Origin of the sequence: Sphingomonas sp. R1 (assembly GCF_025960285.1) — a bacterium.
In the GTDB taxonomy this organism is placed as follows: domain Bacteria; phylum Pseudomonadota; class Alphaproteobacteria; order Sphingomonadales; family Sphingomonadaceae; genus Sphingomonas.
Map to the genome: position 1 here is coordinate 151,783 of NZ_CP110111.1, position 21,027 is coordinate 172,809.

Annotated in this window: 15 protein-coding genes; 13 read left to right on the plus strand and 2 right to left on the minus strand. The window is 67.0% G+C overall.

Features of this window, described 5'->3' with window-relative positions; genetic code table 11:
- Nucleotides 1–41 precede the first annotated feature (41 nt).
- On the minus strand, nucleotides 42–1,634 hold the full coding sequence (locus OIM94_RS00830) for a family 43 glycosylhydrolase (RefSeq protein WP_264608249.1): 1,593 nt from the start codon (nucleotides 1,632–1,634) through the stop codon (nucleotides 42–44).
- Nucleotides 1,635–1,762: 128 nt separating this feature from the next.
- Here OIM94_RS00830 and OIM94_RS00835 point away from each other — a divergent pair, with 128 nt between their 5' ends.
- The 4 genes from OIM94_RS00835 (at nucleotide 1,763) to OIM94_RS00850 (ending at nucleotide 7,926) form a co-directional block, all read left to right on the plus strand.
- Nucleotides 1,763–2,605, plus strand: a complete 843-nt coding sequence (locus tag OIM94_RS00835) for an HpcH/HpaI aldolase/citrate lyase family protein (RefSeq protein WP_264608250.1) — start codon at nucleotides 1,763–1,765, stop codon at nucleotides 2,603–2,605.
- 276 nt (nucleotides 2,606–2,881) lie between these two features.
- The gene (locus tag OIM94_RS00840; RefSeq protein WP_264608251.1) at nucleotides 2,882–6,034 is read left to right on the plus strand and encodes a TonB-dependent receptor; all 3,153 of its coding nucleotides are present in this window, start codon (nucleotides 2,882–2,884) and stop codon (nucleotides 6,032–6,034) included.
- A 144-nt stretch (nucleotides 6,035–6,178) separates the two neighbouring features.
- On the plus strand, nucleotides 6,179–6,895 hold the full coding sequence (locus OIM94_RS00845) for a SapC family protein (RefSeq protein ID WP_264608252.1): 717 nt from the start codon (nucleotides 6,179–6,181) through the stop codon (nucleotides 6,893–6,895).
- On the plus strand, nucleotides 6,892–7,926 hold the full coding sequence (locus tag OIM94_RS00850; RefSeq protein WP_264608253.1) for a cupin-like domain-containing protein: 1,035 nt from the start codon (nucleotides 6,892–6,894) through the stop codon (nucleotides 7,924–7,926). The genes OIM94_RS00845 and OIM94_RS00850 overlap by 4 nt, the downstream gene beginning before the upstream one ends.
- 95 nt (nucleotides 7,927–8,021) lie before the next feature.
- Here OIM94_RS00850 and OIM94_RS00855 read toward each other — a convergent pair whose 3' ends face one another.
- Nucleotides 8,022–9,893 (minus strand): methyl-accepting chemotaxis protein, encoded by a 1,872-nt coding sequence (locus tag OIM94_RS00855; RefSeq protein ID WP_264608254.1) that lies wholly within the window; start codon nucleotides 9,891–9,893, stop codon nucleotides 8,022–8,024.
- Nucleotides 9,894–10,147: 254 nt separating this feature from the next.
- On the opposite strand from OIM94_RS00855, the gene OIM94_RS00860 reads away from it, so the two are divergent.
- The 9 genes from OIM94_RS00860 to OIM94_RS00900 all read left to right on the plus strand — a co-directional run bounded on the left by OIM94_RS00860 (nucleotide 10,148) and on the right by OIM94_RS00900 (nucleotide 21,022).
- A complete protein-coding gene (locus OIM94_RS00860) occupies nucleotides 10,148–11,572 on the plus strand; it encodes a glycoside hydrolase family 28 protein (protein ID WP_264608255.1) in 1,425 nt (474 codons plus the stop codon).
- Nucleotides 11,573–12,127: 555 nt separating this feature from the next.
- Nucleotides 12,128–12,934 carry a 2-keto-4-pentenoate hydratase gene (locus tag OIM94_RS00865; protein WP_264608256.1) on the plus strand — a complete coding sequence of 269 codons (807 nt, stop codon included), beginning with the start codon at nucleotides 12,128–12,130 and terminating at the stop codon, nucleotides 12,932–12,934.
- Between the two features lie 34 nt (nucleotides 12,935–12,968).
- Nucleotides 12,969–14,258, plus strand: coding sequence for an MFS transporter (locus OIM94_RS00870; RefSeq protein ID WP_264608257.1), 1,290 nt, complete (start codon nucleotides 12,969–12,971; stop codon nucleotides 14,256–14,258).
- Between the two features lie 28 nt (nucleotides 14,259–14,286).
- Nucleotides 14,287–15,711, plus strand: a complete 1,425-nt coding sequence (gene uxaC / locus OIM94_RS00875; RefSeq protein ID WP_264608258.1) for a glucuronate isomerase — start codon at nucleotides 14,287–14,289, stop codon at nucleotides 15,709–15,711.
- 113 nt (nucleotides 15,712–15,824) lie between these two features.
- Nucleotides 15,825–16,460 (plus strand): RpiB/LacA/LacB family sugar-phosphate isomerase, encoded by a 636-nt coding sequence (locus OIM94_RS00880; RefSeq protein WP_264608259.1) that lies wholly within the window; start codon nucleotides 15,825–15,827, stop codon nucleotides 16,458–16,460.
- A 142-nt stretch (nucleotides 16,461–16,602) separates the two neighbouring features.
- Nucleotides 16,603–17,373 carry a 2-dehydro-3-deoxy-D-gluconate 5-dehydrogenase KduD gene (gene kduD, locus OIM94_RS00885; RefSeq protein WP_264608260.1) on the plus strand — a complete coding sequence of 257 codons (771 nt, stop codon included), beginning with the start codon at nucleotides 16,603–16,605 and terminating at the stop codon, nucleotides 17,371–17,373.
- The gene (locus OIM94_RS00890) at nucleotides 17,370–18,374 is read left to right on the plus strand and encodes a sugar kinase (RefSeq protein WP_264608261.1); all 1,005 of its coding nucleotides are present in this window, start codon (nucleotides 17,370–17,372) and stop codon (nucleotides 18,372–18,374) included. Before kduD ends, OIM94_RS00890 begins: the two co-directional genes overlap by 4 nt.
- Entirely contained in the window at nucleotides 18,371–19,906 is a 1,536-nt protein-coding gene (locus tag OIM94_RS00895; protein ID WP_264608262.1) for a carboxylesterase/lipase family protein, read from the plus strand. The genes OIM94_RS00890 and OIM94_RS00895 overlap by 4 nt, the downstream gene beginning before the upstream one ends.
- Nucleotides 19,907–19,984: 78 nt before the next feature.
- The gene (locus OIM94_RS00900) at nucleotides 19,985–21,022 is read left to right on the plus strand and encodes a LacI family DNA-binding transcriptional regulator (protein ID WP_264608263.1); all 1,038 of its coding nucleotides are present in this window, start codon (nucleotides 19,985–19,987) and stop codon (nucleotides 21,020–21,022) included.
- Nucleotides 21,023–21,027 lie beyond the last annotated feature (5 nt).

A 21,027-nucleotide genomic window follows, 5' to 3' on the forward strand; every position in this document is an offset into this window, starting at 1 on the left:
CTGCGCTCCCCTCCCGCAGTTCGGGAGGGGAGTACAGGCGCTTAGAGGGCGCGGAAGCGGAAATCCTGGAACCGCGCTTCGCCGCCACCCGCTGCATACAGCGCCGGTCGCAACATCAGGAAGCCGCCGCGGACATTGTGGTGGTAGCCCGACACCTCCATTCCGCGATCGAAGCGTTTCCACGTCGCCCCGCCATCGCCGCTGGTGTGAAAGGAGACGATGTGCCGATCGTTGGTCACCCGAATGTGCATCCGCCGGCCGTGCGGATTGGCGGGGCGGCCGCGCTCCATGCCATATTGGTGGGTGACGAAACGCTTCTCGTCGAAACCCAGCCCGCAATAGAGCTGGTCGTCGTAGAAAAGCAGCAAGCCGGCGGTGGTCCCGGCGCCGAGCTCGACATCGCATTCGAACTGATAGGCCTGGTCGCCCGCGATCAGCATGAGAGGCGAGGAATCGCCGGGCGCCGTGCCGCGTGCCGTCAGGATCAGCGCACCATCGGCGACGCGCGCGCGGCTAGCCTCGTCCGGCGACGGGCGGAAGAAGTTCCACTTGTTGCCCAGCTCCAGGCGCTCGAAGCTGTCCGACAGGCGCTGGCCATGGGGGAGGGCCTCTCCGCCGCGCGGCTTGGCCAGCGGGCGGGAGAGGTCGCCGCCCTTCATCCGGAACCAGCCATCGGCGGTCCATTCGATCGGATCGAGCAGCGCCTGTCGGCCGAGCGTCCAATAGCCATTTTCGAAGCCGTGATAGACGGACCACCAGCTGCCATCGGGTGCCTCGACCAGCGAGGCATGGCCGCGCGACCACCATTTCTCCGTACTTGTTGTCGTGCGGACCAGCGGGTTGGCCGGGCAATTCTCCCAGGGTCCGTGGATCGAGCGCGACCGCGCGGCGATCACCATATGACCGGTAGGCGGGCCGGCCGTGCCGCCGACCGCGGTGATCATGTAGAACCATCCGCCATGGCGGTGGATCTTGGGGCCTTCGGGCGAGAAGCCCTCGACCACCCAGTCCTCGGGATAGCGCCAGGGATCATAGACATGCTCGACCGGGCCGGCCAGCGAGAGGCCGTCCGCCGCCAGCCGGACCCGGTCGCCGCCGGACAGGAACAGCCAGCGCGATCCATCCTCGCCCACCGCGTGGCAGGGGTCGATATGGGCGTGCAGCCCCAGCGGCACCGGATCGCTCCACGGGCCGTCGATATGGTCGGCGGCAAGGACATAGATGTCGTTCGGCTTCGCCTTGACCGGCACGTAGAGGAAATAGCGCCCGCCATGCTTCTCGAGGCTCACCGCCCAGACCGAGCCGATGTTGCGCGTGAGCGCGGCGGTGCGCGGCTGCCAGTTCACCAGGTCTCGCGAGTGCCAGATGGTCAGTCCCGGATAGGAATCGAAGCTGGAAAAGGTCATGTAATAGTCCGCGCCGTCCTTCAGGATCGCCGGATCTGGGCGGTCGCCGGCGAGCAGCGGATTGAGGAAACGGCCGTTGCCCAGATCGGCGATGCGCTGATTGTCGAGCCCGCGCCGCCATTCGGGCGCGGCGGCCGGGGCGATGCGCGTTGCCTCGGCGCGCGTTGCGCGGCTTGCCGCCCAGCCAGCCAGTGCAGCACCGAACGCTCCGCGCCGACTGATCCGCATGCTTCCTCTCCCGATCGACTTTTGACACCGGTGGCAAGGCTAAGTCGATCGCTGCGGCCGCGCAAGCGAGACGATTGGCAAGCAGCGGCGATGCTGCCAAGGGGGGGCAAACAGGGGAGGGAGATGTCATGCGGCTGCGGTCGCTTCTGTTCGTGCCCGGCGACCGGCCGGAGCGGTTCGCCAAGGCCGCCGCCAGCGGTGCCGACGCGCTGATCCTCGACCTGGAGGATTCCGTGGTCGCGGAGCGCAAGGGCTTTGCGCGCGGGGCCATCGTCGAGTGGCTCGCCGACGGCCCCGATACGCCGTGCTTCGTGCGGATGAACCCCCTTGCTACGACCGCGATCGCCGAGGATCTCGCCGCCATCGCGCAAAGCCGCCCCGCAGGGCTGGTGCTACCCAAGGCGGATGGGGCCGCCGCGATCCGCTCGCTGGTCGCACGGGTGGCGCAGGCGGGGGCGGCCTGCCCGCCGATCCTGCCGATCGCCACCGAAACGCCGGCCGCGCTTTTCCAGCTGGGTAGCTATGGCGAGGTTGCCGCGCATCTGGCCGGGCTGACCTGGGGCGCCGAGGACCTGCCTGCGGCGATCGGAGCCGCCAGCGCGCGGGAAGCCGATGGCGGCTATACCGCACCCTTCGCCATGGTGCGCTCGCTTGCGCTGTTCGCCGCGCATGCCGCCGGGGTATCCGCGATCGAGACCGTTTATCCGGACATTGCCGATGTCGAGGGACTGGCCGCATATGTGGCGCGTGGCCGGCGCGACGGCTTCACGGGCATGCTGGCGATCCATCCGGCACAGATCGAGTCGATCAACACCGGCTTCACCCCCAGCGCCGCCGACGTCGCTGCAGCCCAGGCGATCGTCGATGCCTTTGCCGCCCATCCCGCGGCGGGCGCGCTCAAGCTTGACGGACGGATGATCGATCGGCCGCATCTGGAACAGGCACGCCGCCTGCTCGCGCGCGCACGCTGAACTGCGGCAGACGGGCCGCCGCTCCGCAATCGTTTTCAGTCCAACAGATTTGCTGCGCTGCAACAGCTTGGCGGGCGCGGATAGGTCGCGTGCAAGTCAATAGTGGCATGTTACATCGAAAACACACATCGTCATAAAATCAAACCTGTCTGACAGCTTCATGTTTCGCTCGTTGACAATGTTGCGGCCGATGGTAGCGGTATCGCCGGGGCGGGTGCATCGGGCGTCCGCAACAAAAACGTTTTCCGACTGAAGAATGTCGGCAGAGGAGGGGACATGAAGGGCGTTTCACGTTCTAATGCATGGTCGCGCTCGGCTTCGATGATGGCCGTTGCGGTATGCATGATCGTACCAACGATTGCACACGCACAAGCCGACAACGTTGCCAACAAGGTCGCAGCACCGCAAGAGTCGGGGCAGGGCGAAGAAATCGTCGTCACGGGCATCCGCGCATCGCTCGAGCGGTCGATCGCGATCAAGCGCGAGGCACCGGGTATCGTCGACGCGATTTCGGCGGAGGACATCGGCAAGTTCCCGGATACCAACCTCGCGGAATCGCTGCAGCGTATCCCGGGCGTGTCGATCAACCGTACCAACGGCGAAGGCTCGCAGGTGACGGTGCGCGGCTTCGGTCCGCAATATAACCTCGTCACGCTGAACGGGCGCCAGCTGGCCTCGGCGGCGGTCTCGGTGGTCGGCGGTGACCAGAACGCCGACGGCGCGCAGGGGACCACCCGCTCGTTCGACTTCTCGAACCTCGCAACCGAAGGCGTCCGCACCCTGGAGGTCTACAAGACCGGCCGCGCGGCGGTGCCGTCGGGCGGCATCGGCGCGACGATCAACGTCATCACCCGCCGTCCGCTCGATCCGGGCAGCAAGCCCGGCCTCAACGGCAGCATCGGCGCCAAGGCGGTGTACGACACCAGCGTCAATGGCTGTCTCGACTGCGGCGCGAAGGTGACGCCGGAATTCTCGGGCGTGCTGGGCTGGAGCGACGCGGAGCAGCGGTTCGGCGTCGAGCTGTTCGGCAGCTACCAGAAGCGCAACTTCACCTCGATCGCCGCGACGTCGAACGACTGGAACATCCTGCCGTACAGCAGCTTCGTGACCGGCGGCTTCACCCGCAACAACACGGTCTGCCCGGCCAGCCAGACGACGCTCAGCTCGAGCTGCACCGTCGTGAAGAACGCGCCGAGCAACACCAGCCAGCTCGTCGCCATCCCGAACGACAGCCGCTATCACTATGCCGAGGGCACGCGCGAGCGCATCAACGGCCAGGCGGTGGTGCAGTTCAAGCCGAATGACGCCCTGACGCTGACCGCCGACGCGCTTTATGCGCAGAACCGCCAGCGCGAGACCCGTTCGGACCTGTCCAACTGGTTCAGCCGCCCGTTCGATGAAGTGCGCTTCGACGGCAACACCACCGTCGCCACCGCCACCTATCTCCACGAGACGATCAACGGCTTCAAGGACGAGGGCTTCGAGGCGCAGTCGCGTGCCCAGAAGAGCCGCCTGCAGGATTACGGCCTCAACGCCGACTGGCAGATCGCCAGCAACCTGTCGCTGCGCGTCGACGGCCACTATTCCAAGTCGGAGAGCCTGCCGGACAACCCGAACGGCGTCAGCTCCACGCTGGTCGGCATGGGCGCCAACGTCGTGGCGTCGCACTCGGTGGACTATAGCGGCGGTATCCCGCAGCAGGACATCACGCTGGGTTCGGTCCCGCTCGACCTTGCCGCGGTGGGCAGCCAGGTGGGCCGCACCAACAAGTCGACGCAGAAGCAGACCGTGAAGGAACTGCGCGCCGATTTCGGCTGGGATCTGGGCAACGAGAGCAAGTTCGAGTTCGGCGCCAACTATCGCAAGACCGATATGCGCCAGACCTTCGTCGGCACCCAGCAGACGCTGGGCGACTGGGGCATCGCCAATCCCGGCGACGTCAATCGTCTTGCCCCCGGCTCGCTCCAGGCCTTCTGCCTGATCTGCAAGTTCGACTCGTTCAACCCGGGCTCGGATGCGGACTCGCAGACCGCCTTCCGCGGCGACGCGGCCAAGATCTACCCGATCCTGTCGTCCTATTATGCCGGCCGCGGCAATGCCGTGGGCATCACCAGCAACAACAACAACCGCGTCAAGGAAGACATCTGGGCCGCCTATGGCCAGGTGACCTGGAAGGGCGAACTGGGCAATGCGCCGGCGCGCCTGGTCGCGGGCGTGCGCTACGAGCACACCAAGTCGCGCTCGATCTCGCTGGTGTCGATCCCGACCGCGATCGACTGGGTTTCGGACAACGACTTCACCGTCGTCGTCGGCAACAATTCGAGCGCGCTCGACCAGACCGGCAGCTATGACAACATCCTGCCGCAGATCGACTTCCAGGTCGAAGTGAAGCGCAATCTGCTCGCCCGCCTGTCGTACAGCAAGACGATCGCGCGGCCGAACTACAACAACCTGTTCACCGCCACCACGGTGGGCGGTCCGCCGCGTCCGACCAACAATGGCGGCATCCCCAGCGCCTCGACCGGCAACGCCGGCCTGTCGCCGCTGATCTCGGACAATTTCGACGCGTCGATCGAATGGTATTTCAAGCCGGACAGCTATGTCTCGGTGGCGTTCTTCGACAAGCGGGTGCACAACTTCGTCGGCAACGGCCAGTTCACCTCCTCGCTGTTCGGCCTGCGCGATCCCAGCTCGGGCGCATCGGGCAGCCGGTCGGGTCAGGCACTCAGCGCGCTGAACACGCTGGGCGCGGACGTGAGCGACGTGAACCTGTTCGTGATGTCGGCGCTGATCGCCAACCGCGGCTCGGTTGCGGCGGCGACCACCGAGTTCCGGGCGAACTACAACACCTCGACCCGCGCGCTCGACGACAACTATGTCAAGGCGATCAACAACCAGTACGACCTGCGCGGCAACGCGGCGGATCCGCTGTACCAGTTCCAGGTGACGCAGCCGATCAACAACAAGGACGCCGAGATCTACGGCGTCGAGCTGGCCGGCCAGTATTTCCTCGGCCGCACCGGCATCGGCATCGCGGCGGCCTACACGCTGGTGCGCGGCGACGTGGGCTTCAACCTGGGCGCCGACCCGGGCCAGGACCAGTTCGCGCTGCTGGGCCTCAGCGATACGTTCAGCACCACGCTGATTTACGACAAGAACGGTATCTCGGCACGTCTCGCCTATAACTGGCGCGACAAGTTCCTGTCGGGCATCAACCGCCAGGGCTCGCGCAACCCCGAGTTCACGGCACCGTTCGGCCAGCTGGACATGAACATCAGCTACGAGATCACCCCGCGCATCGCGGTGACCCTCGAAGGCATCAACCTGACGAAGGAAAGCGTCCGGACCTATGCGCGCGCCGAGAGCGAGCTGTGGTTCGCGCAGGAACTCGATCGTCGCTTCCTGCTGGGCGCGCGGTTCAAGTTCTGAGCTACCGCGCACCCGCGCGAGTGGAGAGGGAGGGCCGCTGCCTGGTGCAGCGGCCCTTTCGCTTGCGGTTGAGGCGGCACGGGCTTTCCGCCATGGTCGCGATCACAATGCCCGCCCGCGGGCTGACATACGGATGATATTCGAATGACGAGACCGGTCGCGCTGGACAATGTGCTCCACCAGGACCTGCGCGTCGCCTTTCGCCATGGTGCGGAATTCGGCGATGGCGCCAACCAGATTCTGATCTTTCCCACCGAGTTCGAGGCCGCGCAGCGCGAATTTCCGATCCTGTTCCGCGAGGAGCCGGACGCCGGACTACAGGCGGTGGCCCTGACCGGTTTCGACCGCGACGAGAACCTGTTCTTCGACGGCAGCCGCTGGACCAGCCGGTATGTGCCGGCGCTGCAGCAGCGCGGGCCCTTCTCGATCGGCATCCCCGCCGATGCCGAGCCGGACGAGGGGCCGACGGTGCATATCGATCTGGAGGATCCGCGTGTCGGCCACGTCGAAGGCGAAGCGCTGTTCCTGCCTCAGGGCGGTGCCAGCCGCTATCTCGAGCATGTCTCGCGCGTGCTGGGCCGGATCCATGGCGGCATCGGCGCGGCGGCGCCGGTCTATGCGCTGTTTCAGGAACTGGGGCTGCTCGAGCCCAACGTGATCGAAGTGACGCTGCACGACGAACGCCGCTATCGGATCGAGGGCTTCCAGATGCTCGCGCGCGAGCGATTGGAGTCGCTGGACATGGCGGGTGTCGAGCGGCTGCATCGCGCCAATCTGCTCGGGCTGGCGCATCTCGTCGCGGCGTCGCTCGGCAACATCAGCGCGCTGATCGAGCGCAAGAATGCGAGCGCCGTGCGATGAACGTGCTGGCCGGCGTCGCGCCCGCCGTGCGGGTGGTGGAAGGGATCGCGCCCGATGCGATCCCGTTCGACCAGCTGCTGGCGGACCAGGCGCCGGTCGTGCTGAAGGGCGTGGCTGCCCACTGGCCGCTGGTGCGCGCCGGCCTCGACTCCGCCGGCGCGGCGATGGACCTGCTCCAGCGCTTCGATGCCGGTCGCCCGGTGGTGACCTTTACCGGCGCGCCGGAAATCGCCGGCCGTTTCTTCTATGACGAGACCGTCACCGGCCTCAATTTCACCGGCCGCCGCGAGCCGCTGACCGCGTTGCTCGACGCGCTCCGCCCGCGGATCGGCGATGCGGACGCGCCCAGCATCTATGTCGGGTCGACCGATCTGGACGCATATCTGCCCGGCTTCCGCGCCGAGAATGATCTGGTGCTCGCGCATCCGATGTTCGCGCAGCATCTGGCAAGCATCTGGATCGGCAATCGCACGACCGCCACCTGCCATTACGACATGTCGCACAATCTCGCGGTGTGCGCGGTGGGCCGGCGGCGCTTCACGCTGTTTCCGCCGGGGCAGGTCGCCAACCTCTATCCGGGGCCGCTGGAGCCTACCCCCGGCGGGCAGGTGGTCAGCATGGTCGATTTCGCGGCACCGGATTTCGAGCGGCATCCCGGCTTCCGCACGGCGATGGAGCATGCGCAGATCGCCGAACTCGCGCCCGGCGACCTGCTGTTCTACCCGGCGATGTGGTGGCACCATGTCGAGGCGCTGGCGCCGTTCAACGTGCTGGTGAACTATTGGTGGAATACCAGCCCGGCCTGGCTGGATACGCCGCAACTCACGCTGCTCCACGCGCTGCTCAGCCTGCGCGACCGGCCTGCGCCGGAAAAGGACGCGTGGCGGGCGCTGTTCGATTATTATGTCTTCGGCGATGCGGATCGCGCGGCGGCGCATCTCCCGGAGGCGGCGCGCGGTCCGCTTGCGCCGATCGATGCTTTGCAGGCTCGCCGCCTGCGCGCGCAGCTGTTGCACCGCCTCAACCGCTGACCGGGGCTCCGCGGAGCGAAGTGCGGCCACCCACACAAAAAAAAGCGGCCGGGAGATCGCGCTCCCGGCCGCTTTCCTGATCGCAGGGACACGCGTCAGAAGCTTGCCCAGTCTCCCGCATCCGTCCCCGCCGTCGCCGCGACGGGCAGCGGCTTGACCGGCGAGACATAGCCGGCGCGCGGCGTGGCGGCACGCGGTGCGTTTGCCGGCTTCGGCACGGCAGCGCGCGCGCCGCCCACCTGGAACGTGCCGGCGCGGTCGCTGAGGCTCGCGACTTCCGCATTCAGGTTGCGCGCGGCGGCGGAGGTCTGTTCCACCATCGCCGCATTCTGCTGCGTGCTCTGGTCCATCGTCTGCACCGCGCTGGCGATCTGCGAGATGGCCGAGGCCTGGGCCTGGTTGTCGGTGGCCATCGCGCTGACCAACTGGTGGACATCGGCCGTGGCGGCGGAGATGCTGCCGAGCGCACCATCGACCTGCTGCACGGTGTGCACCGCCTCCATGATGTCCTTCTGGGTGGCGCTGAGCTGGTCGCGCGCGCGGCTTGCCTCCTCCTCGGAGCGCATCGCGAGTTGCGAGACCAGATCGGCAACCACTGCGAAGCCCCGACCCGCCTCGCCCGCGCGACCCGCTTCGACGGCGGCGTTCATCGCCAGCACGCGCGTCTGGAAGGCGATCTTGTCGAGCCCCTCGATCACGCTGTCGATGCCCTTGGCACCTTCGGAAACGCGCGTCATCGCCTGCACCGCGGTGTCGGTGATCGCGCGGCCTTCGTCCACCGTGCCCATCGCGCCATTGGTGCGCTGCACGGTGGTTTCTGCCGCACGGGCGGTGGCCTTCAGGCGCTGGTCCATCTGGGTCACGGCCGCCGCAGTCTCCTCCAGGCTTGCCGCATTGGCCTCGGTGCGCCGGGCGAGATCCTCGGAAGCGGCGGCAATCTCGGTCGATCCGGTGCGGATGGTGGTGGCGCTCTCCAGCACCTGCGCGATCAGCGTGCGCAGGTTGGTGACCGCGCGATTGAAATTGCCCTTCACCGAATCGAACCGCGTTGCGACCGGCGCGTCGATGCTGGCGGTCAGGTCGCCGCGCGACAGTGCGTCCAGCTGCGTTTCCAGCGCGCCGAGCACATGGGCCTGTTCGGCGTCCGCTTCGGCCTTGGTCTTGCGCTCCGTGTCCAGCCCGATGGCGTTGTCTCGGAACACGGTGACCGTGCGCGCCATCTCGCCGAGTTCGTCACCGCGATCGCTGCCCGGCACTTGGGTCTGCAGATCGCCACCGGCGAGCGCCTTCATCGCGCGCTGCAGCGCCTGCATCGGATCGGTGATGCCGACGCGCGAGACGAAATAGCCGAGCGCCATGCCCAGCAGGATCGCAACGACGCTGATGGTGACGAGCGTCGCCACCATCCGGCCGCCCTGCGCCTGCAATCCGTGCGAGACCTGCGTCGCCTCCTGCAACCGGCTATTGTTGAAGGAGACGAGCTGCGTGGCCAGCGCCTCGATCGTCGGGTCGGCGAGCTGGAGGGACCGCAGCGCCGTCGCATCGTCGTTGCGCCGGCCATGGTTGATCGCCTCGCGGGTCTGGGCATGGACGGTTTCCAGCTTGTCCCGCACGTCCCGCATCATCGCCGACGTCGACGGGTCGTCGCGCTCGATCTCCGCGATAAGCGCTTTGGCCTGTTCGTAGCTTGTCGCCTCTTCGGCGTCGGATGTCCGCGCCATCGCGGTGGTGCCGTCGTAGGCCATCACGCGATAGCCATCATACGCGATCGTTACGACTAGCCGGTTGAGGCGCGCGAGGCGCGTGGCGCTGGGCAGCTTCGACAGCGTCAGTTCGGAATAGGCCTGATTGGTATGGGTGAGGCTGCTGGCCCCCAGCCACGTCACGATGGCGGTCACCAGGCTGATCACGCCGATTACCGACAGAATTTTCGCGGGCACGCGTACCCGCGCGAGCATGGTCTTCATTGCGGATCCCTCTTGGCCCGGCGCTGATCCAGCCGGGAGAACGGAGTCATTATAGAACGGGGGTGCGGCGCCACCCCCCGCAGGGGCCTCCAAATATGGCCCAACTCCGTGTCGATAGGCCGAATCTTGGCGATTCCCACCGCGCGCGCATCCCACGGCTGGCCGCATTCCGTAAGGGCCGGGCTTGACCGGTGGCGGGTTCCGCGACACCTTTCCTGCAACCGGTGTCAATGCCGGATCTGCAGGAGAGGAACATGGGGTTCACGCCGTCCCGTCGTGCGCTGCTCGGCCATGCGAGTGCCGGTGCGGCGCTATCGCTGCTGCCCGGGAGGTTGCAGGCTGCCGAGCCCGATCCTTGGGCGCGCGCCGCGGCGATCGCGCGGGCGGCGCTCCCGCCGGTGTTTCCCGCACGCGATTTCGACGTGACGCGCTACGGCGCGCGCGGTGACGGCACCACGCTCAACACCGCGGCCATCGCCGCCGCGATCGCGGCCTGTGCAGAGGCGGGCGGCGGCCGGGTGGTGGTGCCGGCGGGCCGGTTCCGCACCGGCGCGGTGCATCTTCGCTCCAACGTCAACCTGCACGTCCAGGCCGGCGCAACGCTGCTCTTCTCCACCGACCCCAGGGATTATCCGCTGGTCTTCACCCGCTGGGAGGGGATCGAGCTGATGAACTATTCGCCGCTCGTCTATGCCCGGCGCCAGCGCAACATCGCGATCACCGGCGCGGGCACGCTGGACGGGCAGGGGAGTGCCGAGCATTGGTGGTCGTGGAAGGGGCCCTGGGGCGGTACGGTCGACCATGGCTGGCGCGAGGGCATGCCCGATCAGCGCAAGGCGCGCGCAATCCTGTTCGACATGGCCGAGCGGCGTGTGCCGGTGGAGAAGCGGGTATTCGGTGAAGGATCCTTTCTGCGCCCCGCCTTCATCCAGCCCTATGACTGCGAGAATGTGCTGATCGAAGGCGTAAAGCTGCGCGGATCGCCTTTCTGGCAAATTCACCCGGTCTTGTGCCGCAACCTGATCGTGCGCGGCGTCGATATTGTCGGCCATGGGCCCAACAATGACGGATGCGATCCGGAATCGGTGGATGGCGCGCTGATCGAGCACTGCACCTTCGATACCGGCGACGATTGCATCGCCGTCAATTCCGGCCGTAACGAGGACGGGCGTCGGCTCGCCACGCCGGCGCAGAACATCCTGATCCGCGATTGCCGGATGAAGGAAGGGCATGGCGGCGTCGTGGTAGGCTCGCAGATTTCCGGCGGCGTGCGCTGGATCTTCGCCGAGCGATGCGTCATGGACAGCCCCGACCTCTGGTATGCCGTTCGCTTCAAGAACAACGCGCTGCGCGGCGGGCTGCTCGAGAATTTCTACTATCGCGACCTTGATGTCGGCACGGTGAGCCGTTCGGCGGTCACCTGCGACTTCAATTATGAGGAAGGCGCCAGGGGGCCGTTCGTGCCGCGCCTGCGCAACGTCGTGATCGAGCGGCTGCGAGCGAGGAATGCCGCGCAGGTGCTGGACAGCCAGGGGCTACCCGGCGCGCCGGTGAGCGGAATTACCCTGCGGGATTGCAGCTTCGAAGGCGTCACACAGCCCAGCATCATCCGCCATACGGAAGGGCTCGCGCTGGACGGCGTTCGCGTGAACGGACGCCTCGTAACGCAGCTTGGCTGACCGGGCGGCGCTGCAGAGTGGCGTTGACGGAGTGAAGTGACACCGGTATCAAATGCGTCGCCACCTTTCCCGCTCGCCGGAGCAGAACATCGGAAAGGGGCGCGAGAGGGAGGCATCCATTGACCAAGGCAGTCGCGGCGCGCGCCCGAGGGCGGATCGGGCGAAGATCGGTGCCGGCGCAGGTGCGGTCGCGACCGACGCGCGGCAACGGTGTTGCAACGCCGGGCGCGCCATACCCGACGACGGCGCGGCCATCGCGCTGCTCGGCGCGGCGGCCTGCAAAAGGTCCAGGCTCCTTCGGAATGCAGGATACGAGCTTCACCATCGTCCGTCGCGCGGTGCGGCCTTGCTGCGCCGGCTACCTGCCGAACGGCGGGTTGCGTCCTCACGCCTGACCGCAGGCAGAAGCGGCGCGCGATCGATTTCACCCGGGAGCCGATCCTTTCGGCACCTCCACCTTGCGCTCCGGCCGGTTTCGGCCGACCGGAGCGCCTTTGAATCACAATGCACGCGGACACCGGTGTCGACCGGCCCCGCGCACGGCAGGGACGGACTATGGAAGGGAAAGAAGCATTGGCGGAGCAGGCACACGCGGAGGCCATCGCGCAGGCATTCGTGGCGGCACGCCGCGCGCGGCAGGGGTTCGCCGACTATCCCGGGGCGATGCCGCAGACGCTGGAGGAGGCCTATGCCATCCAGTCGCGCGCGATCGCGCTGTTCGGCAAGCCGGTCGCCGGGTGGAAGGTGGGCCGCGTGCCCGATGCCCTGGTCGCGCAGTTCGGCGCCAACCGCCTGGCCGGGCCGATCTTCGCCGACAGCATCGTCTGGGCAGAGGACGGACAGGTGCCGGAGATGGGGATTTTCCGCGACGGGTTCGGCGCGGCGGAGGCCGAATATCTGGTAAAGCTGGGGCCGCTTCCGGCCGACTTCGATCGGGCTTGGACCAATGAGGAGGTTCTGCCTTATGTCGCGGAACTGCGCGTCGGGATCGAGATCGCCAGCTCGCCCTTCGCCGGCATCAACGGGCACGGCCCTGCGGTGACGGTTTCCGACTTCGGCAACAATAATGGTCTCCTGATCGGATACCGTATATCTTCTGAAGAGGATTTCCTTGGCGCGCCCGTGTCGCTAACGATCGACGGGGAGGTCGCTGGAACCGGCACCGCGAGCGCCATGCTCGACGGACCGATCGGAGCGGTGCGCTTCTTGTTCGAACGTGCGGCCAAGGGCTTGCCACTGGCCGAAGGGCAGTGGATCTCTACCGGCGCCGTCACCGGCGTGCATCCGGTAGAGGCCGGAGCGAAGGTCGAGGCGCAGTTCGGATCGGACATGCGGGTGCGGTGCACGATCGGGATCGCATGATCCCGGGCGTCGGCGGAGTGGGATTGGAGAGGTGATGACGAGCAAGGGCGAGGCCGTGGTGGGCGGCGCGGTGGCGCGGGTGGGGCGCTATCGCTGGATGATCTGCGCGCTGCTGTTTGCGGCGACGATCATCAATTATGTCGACCGGCAGATGATCGGCGTGCTGAAGCCCACGCTGATGGCGGACCTGCACTGGACCGAGAAGGACTTTGCCGGCGTCATCATCTGGTTCCAGTTCGCCTATGCCGTGGGCTACATCCTGTTCGGCAAGATCGTCGACCAGGTCGGCGCGCGCGTTGGCTACACCATCGCCTTCGTCGTCTGGCAGATCGCCCATATCTTCCACGGCGCCGCGCACAACATCACCCAGTTTGCGATCGCCCGTTTTGCGCTGGGGATCGGCGAATCGGGCAATTTTCCCGCCGGCATCAAGGCGGTAACCGAGTGGTTCCCGGCGAAGGAGCGCGCCTTTGCGATCGGCGTGTTCAACGCCGGTGCGAACATCGGCGCGGTGCTCACCCCGCTGGTCATTCCGGTCATGGTGCTGGCCTGGGGCTGGCGGTCGGCCTTCGTCATCACCGGCCTGGTCAGCTTCGTCTGGCTGATCGCCTGGTGGATGCTCTACCGCAGCCCGCGCGAGCATCCCAAGGTGACCGAGGCGGAACTCGCCTGGATCGAGCAGGACCCCGCCGACAAGGTGCAGAAGCTTGGCTATGGTGCCGTGCTCACGAAGCGCGAGACCTGGGCCTACGCCCTAGGTAAGTTTTTCATCGATCCGATCTGGTGGTTCTTCCTGTTCTGGCTGCCGGGCTATCTGTTCGAGCGGTACCACCTCGATCTCAAGTCCTTCGGCATCCCGCTCGCGGCGATCTACCTCGTTTCCGACATGGGCAGCGTCGCCGGCGGCTGGCTTTCCTCGCGGCTGATGCGCGCGGGCTACACCGCCAATGTCGCGCGCAAGGTGACGATGCTGGTCTGCGCCTTCGCGGTGCTGCCGGTGTTGTTCGCGGAATCGCTGACCAGCGTTTGGATGGCCGTTGCCGTGATCGGCATCGCGACTGCCGCGCACCAGGCCTTCTCGGCCAACCTCTATGCGCTCCCCGCGGACATGTTCCCGCGCGGCGCGGTGGGCTCGGTGATCGGCATCGGCGGTACCGTCGGCGCGGTGGGCGGCATCCTGATGTCTTTCTATGCCGGCGAAGTGCTGGCGCGGATCGGCAGCTACTGGCCGTTGTTCGCAGTTGCCGGCAGCGCTTATTTCATCGCCCTTGCCTGCGTCCATTTCCTGTCACCGCGGCTCGCCCGCGTCGACATGGGCGCCTGATTCAACACTGACGTTACCGGAGTACCCGATGGCCAAGCCGCTGAAGCTCGATCCCGACCGGCTCCTGCCGGCCGAGGATCGCACCCGTGCGATCGCGCGCGACCTATACCGGGAGGTCGCCGGGCTTCCGATCATCAGCCCGCACGGCCATACCGATCCGACCTGGTTCTCGACCAACGCCAACTGGTCCAACGCCACCGAGCTGCTGCTCTCGCCGGATCATTATATCTACCGCATGCTCTACTCGCAGGGCGTGTCGCTCGACGCGCTGTGCGTGCCGAGCAAGGCGGGCATGCCGGCGACGGACCCGCGCGCAGCATGGCGCACCTTTGCCGAGCATCTCCATCTGTTCCGTGGCACGCCGTCGGCCATGTGGCTGGGCCATGTGTTCGGCGAGGTGTTCGGTTTCGACGTTGCACTCGATGCCGAGACAGCGGACTTCTACTACGACACGATCAACGAAAAGCTGGCGCGCGACGATTTCCGTCCACGTGCCCTGTTCGATCGCTTCAACATCGAGTTCCTCGCCACGACCGAAGGCCCACAGGACGATCTTTCGCCGCACCATGCGATCCAGGCATCGGGCTGGGGCGGCCGCGTCGTGACCACCTATCGCCCGGATGCGGTGATCGATGTCGAGCATGAGCAGTTCCACGGCGCGCTCCGGGTCTTCGCCGAGAAGACCGGCGAGGACGTGTACAGCTGGGACGGCTATCTCGCCGCGCACCGCAAACGCCGCGCCGACTTCCGTGCTGCCGGTGCAACCGCGACCGACCATGGCCACCCGACCGCGCGCACCGCGAACCTGAGCAAGGTCGAAGCCGCCGCGCTGTACTCGAAGATCCTCGGCGACGCGTGGACTCCGGCCGATGCCGAGCTGTTCCGTGCCCAGATGCTCACCGAGATGGCAGCGATGAGCGTCGACGACGGGATGGTGATGCAGATCCATCCGGGCAGCTTCCGCAACCACAATGGCGGCCTGTTCGCCAGCCATGGCCGCGACAAGGGCGCGGACATCCCGATGGCGACGGACTATGTTCATGCGCTCAAGCCGCTGCTCGATCGCTTCGGTACCTCGACCGACCTCTCGATCATCCTCTTCACGCTCGACGAAACGGTCTATGCGCGCGAACTGGCGCCGCTCGCCGGCCATTATCCATGCCTGAAGCTCGGTCCCAGCTGGTGGTTCCACGACAGCCCGGAGGGCATGCGCCGCTTCCGCGAGCAGGTTACCGAGACCGCGGGATTCTATAACACCGTCGGCTTCAACGACGACACGCGCGCCTTCCTTTCGATCCCGTCGCGGCATGATGTTGCGCGGCGGATCGACTGCGGCTTCCTCGCGCGGCTGGTCGCCGAGGGGCGGCTGCTCGACTGGGAGGCGGCGGAATTGGCGTTCGAACTCACCAACGGGCTGGTCCGCAAGGCCTACAAGCTCGGAACGCCCGCATAAGCGGTTGAAATTCGGGATGCGGCGGGCGACATGCCGGCCGCATCCGCAAAATACGAGCGCCGCCGGATCGGCTATGGTAACCGGTGTCGCCGCAAGCAGAAGGGACGAGGACGATGAAGATTGCGCTGATCACCGAGAACAGCCAGGCCGCCAAAAACGGCATCATTCACCAGGCGCTTACCAACGTTGCCGAGCCGCTGGGCCACCAGGTGTTCAATTACGGCATGTATTCGGCCGAGGATTCGGCTTCGCTCACCTATGTGATGAACGGCCTGCTCACTGGCATCCTGCTGAACTCCAAGGCGGTCGATTTCGTCGTTACCGGCTGCGGCACCGGCATGGGCTCGATGCTCGCCTGCAACGCGATGCCGGGCGTGTTCTGCGGCCTGGTGATCGACCCGACCGACGCCTTCCTGTTCGGCCAGATCAACGACGGCAACGCGATCTCGATGCCCTATGCCAAGGGCTTTGGCTGGGCAGCGGAGCTCAACCTGGAAGACGTTTACCGCAAGCTGTTCGAGGGTGAGCGCGGACTTGGCTATCCCAAGGAGCGCGCCGAGATCATGCGCAAGAATCGCGGAATCCTCGCAGACCTCAAGCGCGTGACCTGCAACGACATGCTAACCGTGCTGAAGACCGTGGACCAGGATCTGCTCCGCGCGGCGATCGCCGGCGAGAAGTTCGCCGAGTATTTCTACGCCAATTCGCAGGACGCGGCGATCAGCGACTATCTTCGCAGTCTCTCGTAAGCGCAGCTAGACATACTCCCCCTTCTGCGCGCGGGAGGGGCCGGGGGGTGGGCCTCCGGCCTTCGCGCGCGATAGGCTTCATGGATTGCGGGGGCCCACCCCCCGGCTCCTCCCCGCAAGTGGGAGGGGGAGAGGGGCATTCATGACCAATCCGTTCGATCTGACCGGCCAGGTGGCCGTCATCACCGGCGCCAATACCGGCATCGGCCAGGGCATCGCGCTGGCGCTCGCGGCAGCCGGCGCGGACATCGCGGCCGTGGGGCGCACGCCGGCCGAGGAAACCGTCGCCAAGGTACGCGATCTCGGCCGCCGCGCCGAGATCGTCTCCGCCGATCTCTCGACCATCGAACCTGTGCAAAGGGTTGTGGACGAGGCTGTGGATAAGCTGGGGAAAATCGACATCCTGGTGAACAATGCCGGGATCATCCGCCGTGCCGACAGCCTCGATTTCACCGAGGAAGATTGGGACGCGGTGGTCGATACCAACCTCAAATCCGTGTTCTTCCTCTGCCAGGCGGCGGGCAAGTTCATGGTCCGCCGCTTCGGCGAGACGGGCGAGCGCGGACGCATCATCAACATCGCCTCGATGCTGACCTTCCAGGGCGGCATCCGTGTGCCGAGCTATACCGCCTCCAAGTCGGGCATCGGCGGCCTCACCAAGCTGCTGGCGAACGAGTGGGCATCGAAGGGCGTCAACGTCAACGCGATCGCGCCGGGCTATATCGCCACCAACAACACCGCGGCGCTGCAGGCCGACGAGACCCGCAACCGCCAGATCCTGGAGCGCATCCCGGCGGCACGCTGGGGCGATCCCGAGGATCTGGGCGGCGCGGCGGTCTTCCTTGCGTCCCGCGCTTCGGACTATGTGCAGGGCCATGTTCTCGCGGTTGACGGAGGCTGGCTGGCACGATGACGTTCGCGTTCTTTGGGGAAATGATGCTGCGGCTGTCGCCGCCGGGCCGCGAGCTGCTATTGCAGACGCCCAAGCTCGACGTGGCGATCGCGGGGGCGGAGGCCAATGTCGCCACCGGGCTCGCGTGCTTGGGGCATGACGTGGCGATGATCAGCGCGGTCGCGGCCAATCCGCTGGGCGGGGCGGCAATCGGCGAGCTTCGCCGGCGCGGCGTGGATACCCGCCACGTCGTGTCCGAGGCCGGGCGCATGGGCCTTTATTTCCTCACCCCGGGTGCAGGGCTGCGCGCGTCCGAGATCGTCTACGACCGCGCGCACTCGGTGTTCGCCGATCGACCGGCCGAGGCGTGGGACTGGGAGGCGCTGCTGGACGGCGTGACGCGCCTACACCTTTCCGGCATCACCCCTGCGCTGGGCCCGAACACGGCGGCCGCCGCCATCGCCGCCGCCGAGGCAGCGAGCGCGCGCGGCATCGCCGTGTCGTTCGACGGCAACTACCGCGCCAAGCTGTGGGAAGCCTGGGACAGCGACCCCCGCAGCGTGCTGAGCCAGCTGATCGGCCATGCCGAGATCCTGTTCGGCAACCACCGCGACATCTCGCTGCTGCTCGGCGAGCATTTCTCCGGCGACGGCCCCGATCGGCGGCGGGAGGCGGCGGAGGCAGCGTTCGCGGCCTTCCCCAAGCTCCAGCTGATCGCCTCGACCGCGCGGCATGTCGACGATGTCGACAGCCACCGCATCGCCGCGCGGGTGGATACGCGCGAGGGCCATCACCAGACCGAGGAACTGCGAGTCAGCGGGATCGTCGACCGGATCGGCGGCGGCGACGCCTTCGCAGCGGGCGTGCTTCACGGCCTGCTGGAGGGCGGCGACGCCCGCGCCATGGCGGAAGCGGGGTTGGCGCTCACGGCGCTCAAGCATTCGCTGCCTGGCGATGCGAGCCTGTTCACCCGCGCCGACCTCGCCGCCTTTGCCGAGGGCGGCCTGGACGTGCGGCGGTGACCAGCCGGCGCGCGGTGCTGGCGGGCGGGCTTGCCCTCACCCTGCCACCGCGCGCCTGGGCTGCCGGCGATCCGGTGGTGGAGGCGCCGGCCGGGCGCTTCACGGGAACGCGGGACGGGGAACTCTCCCGCTTCCTCGGCATCCGCTATGGCACGGCTGAACGCTTTCGTGCGCCCGTTGCGGCGACGCGTGTGGCGGCGATGGCGCAGGCCTTCGGGCCGATCTGCCCGCAGCGCGGCCTCAAGGCGGAACCGCAGTCCGAAGATTGCCTGTTCCTCAACATCTGGTCTCCGGGTACCGCGCCTGCGGCGCGGCGGCCGGTGATGGTCTATTTTCATGGTGGCGCCTATTCGAACGGCAGCGTCACCGATCCGCTGAACGACGGCGCAACGCTCGCCCGTACAGAGGATGTGGTAGTCGTCACCGTCAACCACCGCCTCAACGCGTTCGGCTACCTGTACCTCGCCCGGCTCGACCCGCGCTTTCCGGACAGTGGCAATGTCGGGCAGCTTGACCTGATCCTCGCGCTGCGCTGGATCCGCGACAACATCGCGGCGTTCGGCGGCGACCCATCGCGCGTGTTCCTGTTCGGCCAGTCGGGCGGTGGCGCGAAGATCGCCACGCTGATGGGGATGTCCGCCGCCAAGGGGCTGTTCCACAGCGCCTCAACGATGAGCGGGCAGCAGGTCACCGCATCGGGACCTCTCAATGCCACCGCGCGAACGCAAGCCTTTCTGGAGCGTCTGGGCGGTGGGGTGGAAGCGGCCGTCGCCGCACCGGCGGAGCGGCTGGTAGAGGCGCAGGACGCGCGCGATCCGATCCTGGGCGGTGGCGTCTATTTCGGACCGGTGCTCGACATGCGCTGGCTCACGCGGCACCCCTTCTGGCCGGATGCCCATCCACAGTCGCTGGCGATCCCGATGATCCTGGGCAACACGCACGACGAGACGCGGGCCTTCATCGATCCCCGCTCGGAGCGGATCCGTACACTGACCTGGGACAATCTCGCGGCGCGCATGGCGCCCGACCTGAAGATCGACATCCTGCCCGAATGGGTGGTGGAAGAATATCGGGCGCGCTTCCCGACGGATACGCCGCAGGACATCTTCTACCGTGCCACCACCGCCGGCCGAAGCTGGCGCGGTCAGGTCATCGAGGCGGATGCGCGTGCCGCGGCGGGCGCCAAGGCGACTTGGGTCTATCAGGTCGATTTCGCATCGCCCACGCAACCGGAACGCGGCGCGCCACATACCATGGACATCGCGCTCGCCTTCGGCACGCTGTCGGCGCCGGGGGCCTATACGGGCACCGGGCGGGCGGCGCAGCGACTGAGCCGGCAGGTCATGGGCGCCTTCGCTGCGCTTGCCCGTACCGGCAGGCCCGCCGCACCCGGTCTGCCGGCGTGGGAACCCTATGCGCTGCGGACCCGCGCAACCATGCTGTTCGACACCGCCTGCCGCATGGCCGACGATCCGCGCCGCTGGGAACGCGAGCTGTTCGCGCGCGTGCCCTATATCCAGCCGGGCAGCTGAAAGTTGATGCGGCGCAGCATCTTATCTGCTCCGTGTCTGGCTATCGCAATCGTTCGCCGCGCCGTATAGCATCGCGCCATGGAGAAGACGGGAAAGCCCACCATCAACGATGTCGCGCGCATTGCCGGCGTCTCCAAGAAGACCGTAAGCCGCGTCATCAACCGCTCGCCTCTGCTGAACGACGATACGCGCGCCAAGGTGGAGGCGGTGATCGCCGATCTGGGGTACGTCCCCAACGTTCAGGCGCGCGCGCTCGCCCTCCGGCGCAACTTCCTGCTCGGGCTGATCCACGACAATCCCAACGCGCAGATGGTGATGAACGTCCAGGCAGGCATCCTGGAGGCGATCCGCGACACCGAGTTCGAGCTGATCGTGCGCCCGATCGACCGCGGTTCCTCGACGATGCTGTCGGACGTGCGCGCCTTTCTCGAACGGCAGCGGCTGTACGGCGTGCTGATCCTGCCGCCCGTGTCGGAGAACGACATGCTGGCCGAGCTCTGTCGCGATCTTGGCACGCGCTACGTCCGCATGGGCTCGACCGCGCTCGATGCGCCTGAGCACATGGTCGCCTCCAACGACAGCGACGTGGTGGTGGAGGCGATCAACCATCTCATCGCGCTCGGCCATCACCGCATCGGGTTGATTGCGGGGCCGCATGGCTTCCGCTCGGCGCGGGAGCGGCGCAAGGGTTTCGAACAGGCGCTCGCCGAGGCGGGCATCAAGTTGCCGCGCAGCCTGATCGCCGATGGCACCTATACCTTCGAAAGCGGCCTCGCTGCCGCCGACCGGCTGCTGGATCTCTCGCCGCGGCCGACCGCGATCTTCGCCTGCAACGACGAGATGGCGGCGGCAACGCTCCACGCCGCCCGACGCAGGGGAATGAGCGTGCCCGAGGACCTGTCGATCATCGGTTTCGACGACACCGCGATCGCCTCGCACATCTGGCCGCCGATGACGACGGTACACTGGCCGATCATCTCGATGGGCCGTTCCGCCGCACTCAAGCTGCTCGCAGACTTTTTCGGCGACGATCAGGGGGTTGAGGAGCCGTCTCTGTTCCCATCGACCCTTATCCATCGCGCCTCCGTCGCCCCGCCGCGCCGCATCGACGACTGATCCCG

What these genes read in the sequence shown, in the direction of transcription:
- OIM94_RS00830 (WP_264608249.1), bottom strand. Translation starts at nt 1,634, where the DNA reads ATGCGGATCAGTCGGCGCGGAGCGTTCGGTGCTGCACTGGCTGGCTGG.
- OIM94_RS00835 (WP_264608250.1), top strand. Translation starts at nt 1,763, where the DNA reads ATGCGGCTGCGGTCGCTTCTGTTCGTGCCCGGCGACCGGCCGGAGCGG.
- OIM94_RS00840 (WP_264608251.1), top strand. Translation starts at nt 2,882, where the DNA reads ATGAAGGGCGTTTCACGTTCTAATGCATGGTCGCGCTCGGCTTCGATG.
- OIM94_RS00845 (WP_264608252.1), top strand. Translation starts at nt 6,179, where the DNA reads ATGACGAGACCGGTCGCGCTGGACAATGTGCTCCACCAGGACCTGCGC.
- OIM94_RS00850 (WP_264608253.1), top strand. Translation starts at nt 6,892, where the DNA reads ATGAACGTGCTGGCCGGCGTCGCGCCCGCCGTGCGGGTGGTGGAAGGG.
- OIM94_RS00855 (WP_264608254.1), bottom strand. Translation starts at nt 9,893, where the DNA reads ATGAAGACCATGCTCGCGCGGGTACGCGTGCCCGCGAAAATTCTGTCG.
- OIM94_RS00860 (WP_264608255.1), top strand. Translation starts at nt 10,148, where the DNA reads ATGGGGTTCACGCCGTCCCGTCGTGCGCTGCTCGGCCATGCGAGTGCC.
- OIM94_RS00865 (WP_264608256.1), top strand. Translation starts at nt 12,128, where the DNA reads ATGGAAGGGAAAGAAGCATTGGCGGAGCAGGCACACGCGGAGGCCATC.
- OIM94_RS00870 (WP_264608257.1), top strand. Translation starts at nt 12,969, where the DNA reads ATGACGAGCAAGGGCGAGGCCGTGGTGGGCGGCGCGGTGGCGCGGGTG.
- uxaC (WP_264608258.1), top strand. Translation starts at nt 14,287, where the DNA reads ATGGCCAAGCCGCTGAAGCTCGATCCCGACCGGCTCCTGCCGGCCGAG.
- OIM94_RS00880 (WP_264608259.1), top strand. Translation starts at nt 15,825, where the DNA reads ATGAAGATTGCGCTGATCACCGAGAACAGCCAGGCCGCCAAAAACGGC.
- kduD (WP_264608260.1), top strand. Translation starts at nt 16,603, where the DNA reads ATGACCAATCCGTTCGATCTGACCGGCCAGGTGGCCGTCATCACCGGC.
- OIM94_RS00890 (WP_264608261.1), top strand. Translation starts at nt 17,370, where the DNA reads ATGACGTTCGCGTTCTTTGGGGAAATGATGCTGCGGCTGTCGCCGCCG.
- OIM94_RS00900 (WP_264608263.1), top strand. Translation starts at nt 19,985, where the DNA reads ATGGAGAAGACGGGAAAGCCCACCATCAACGATGTCGCGCGCATTGCC.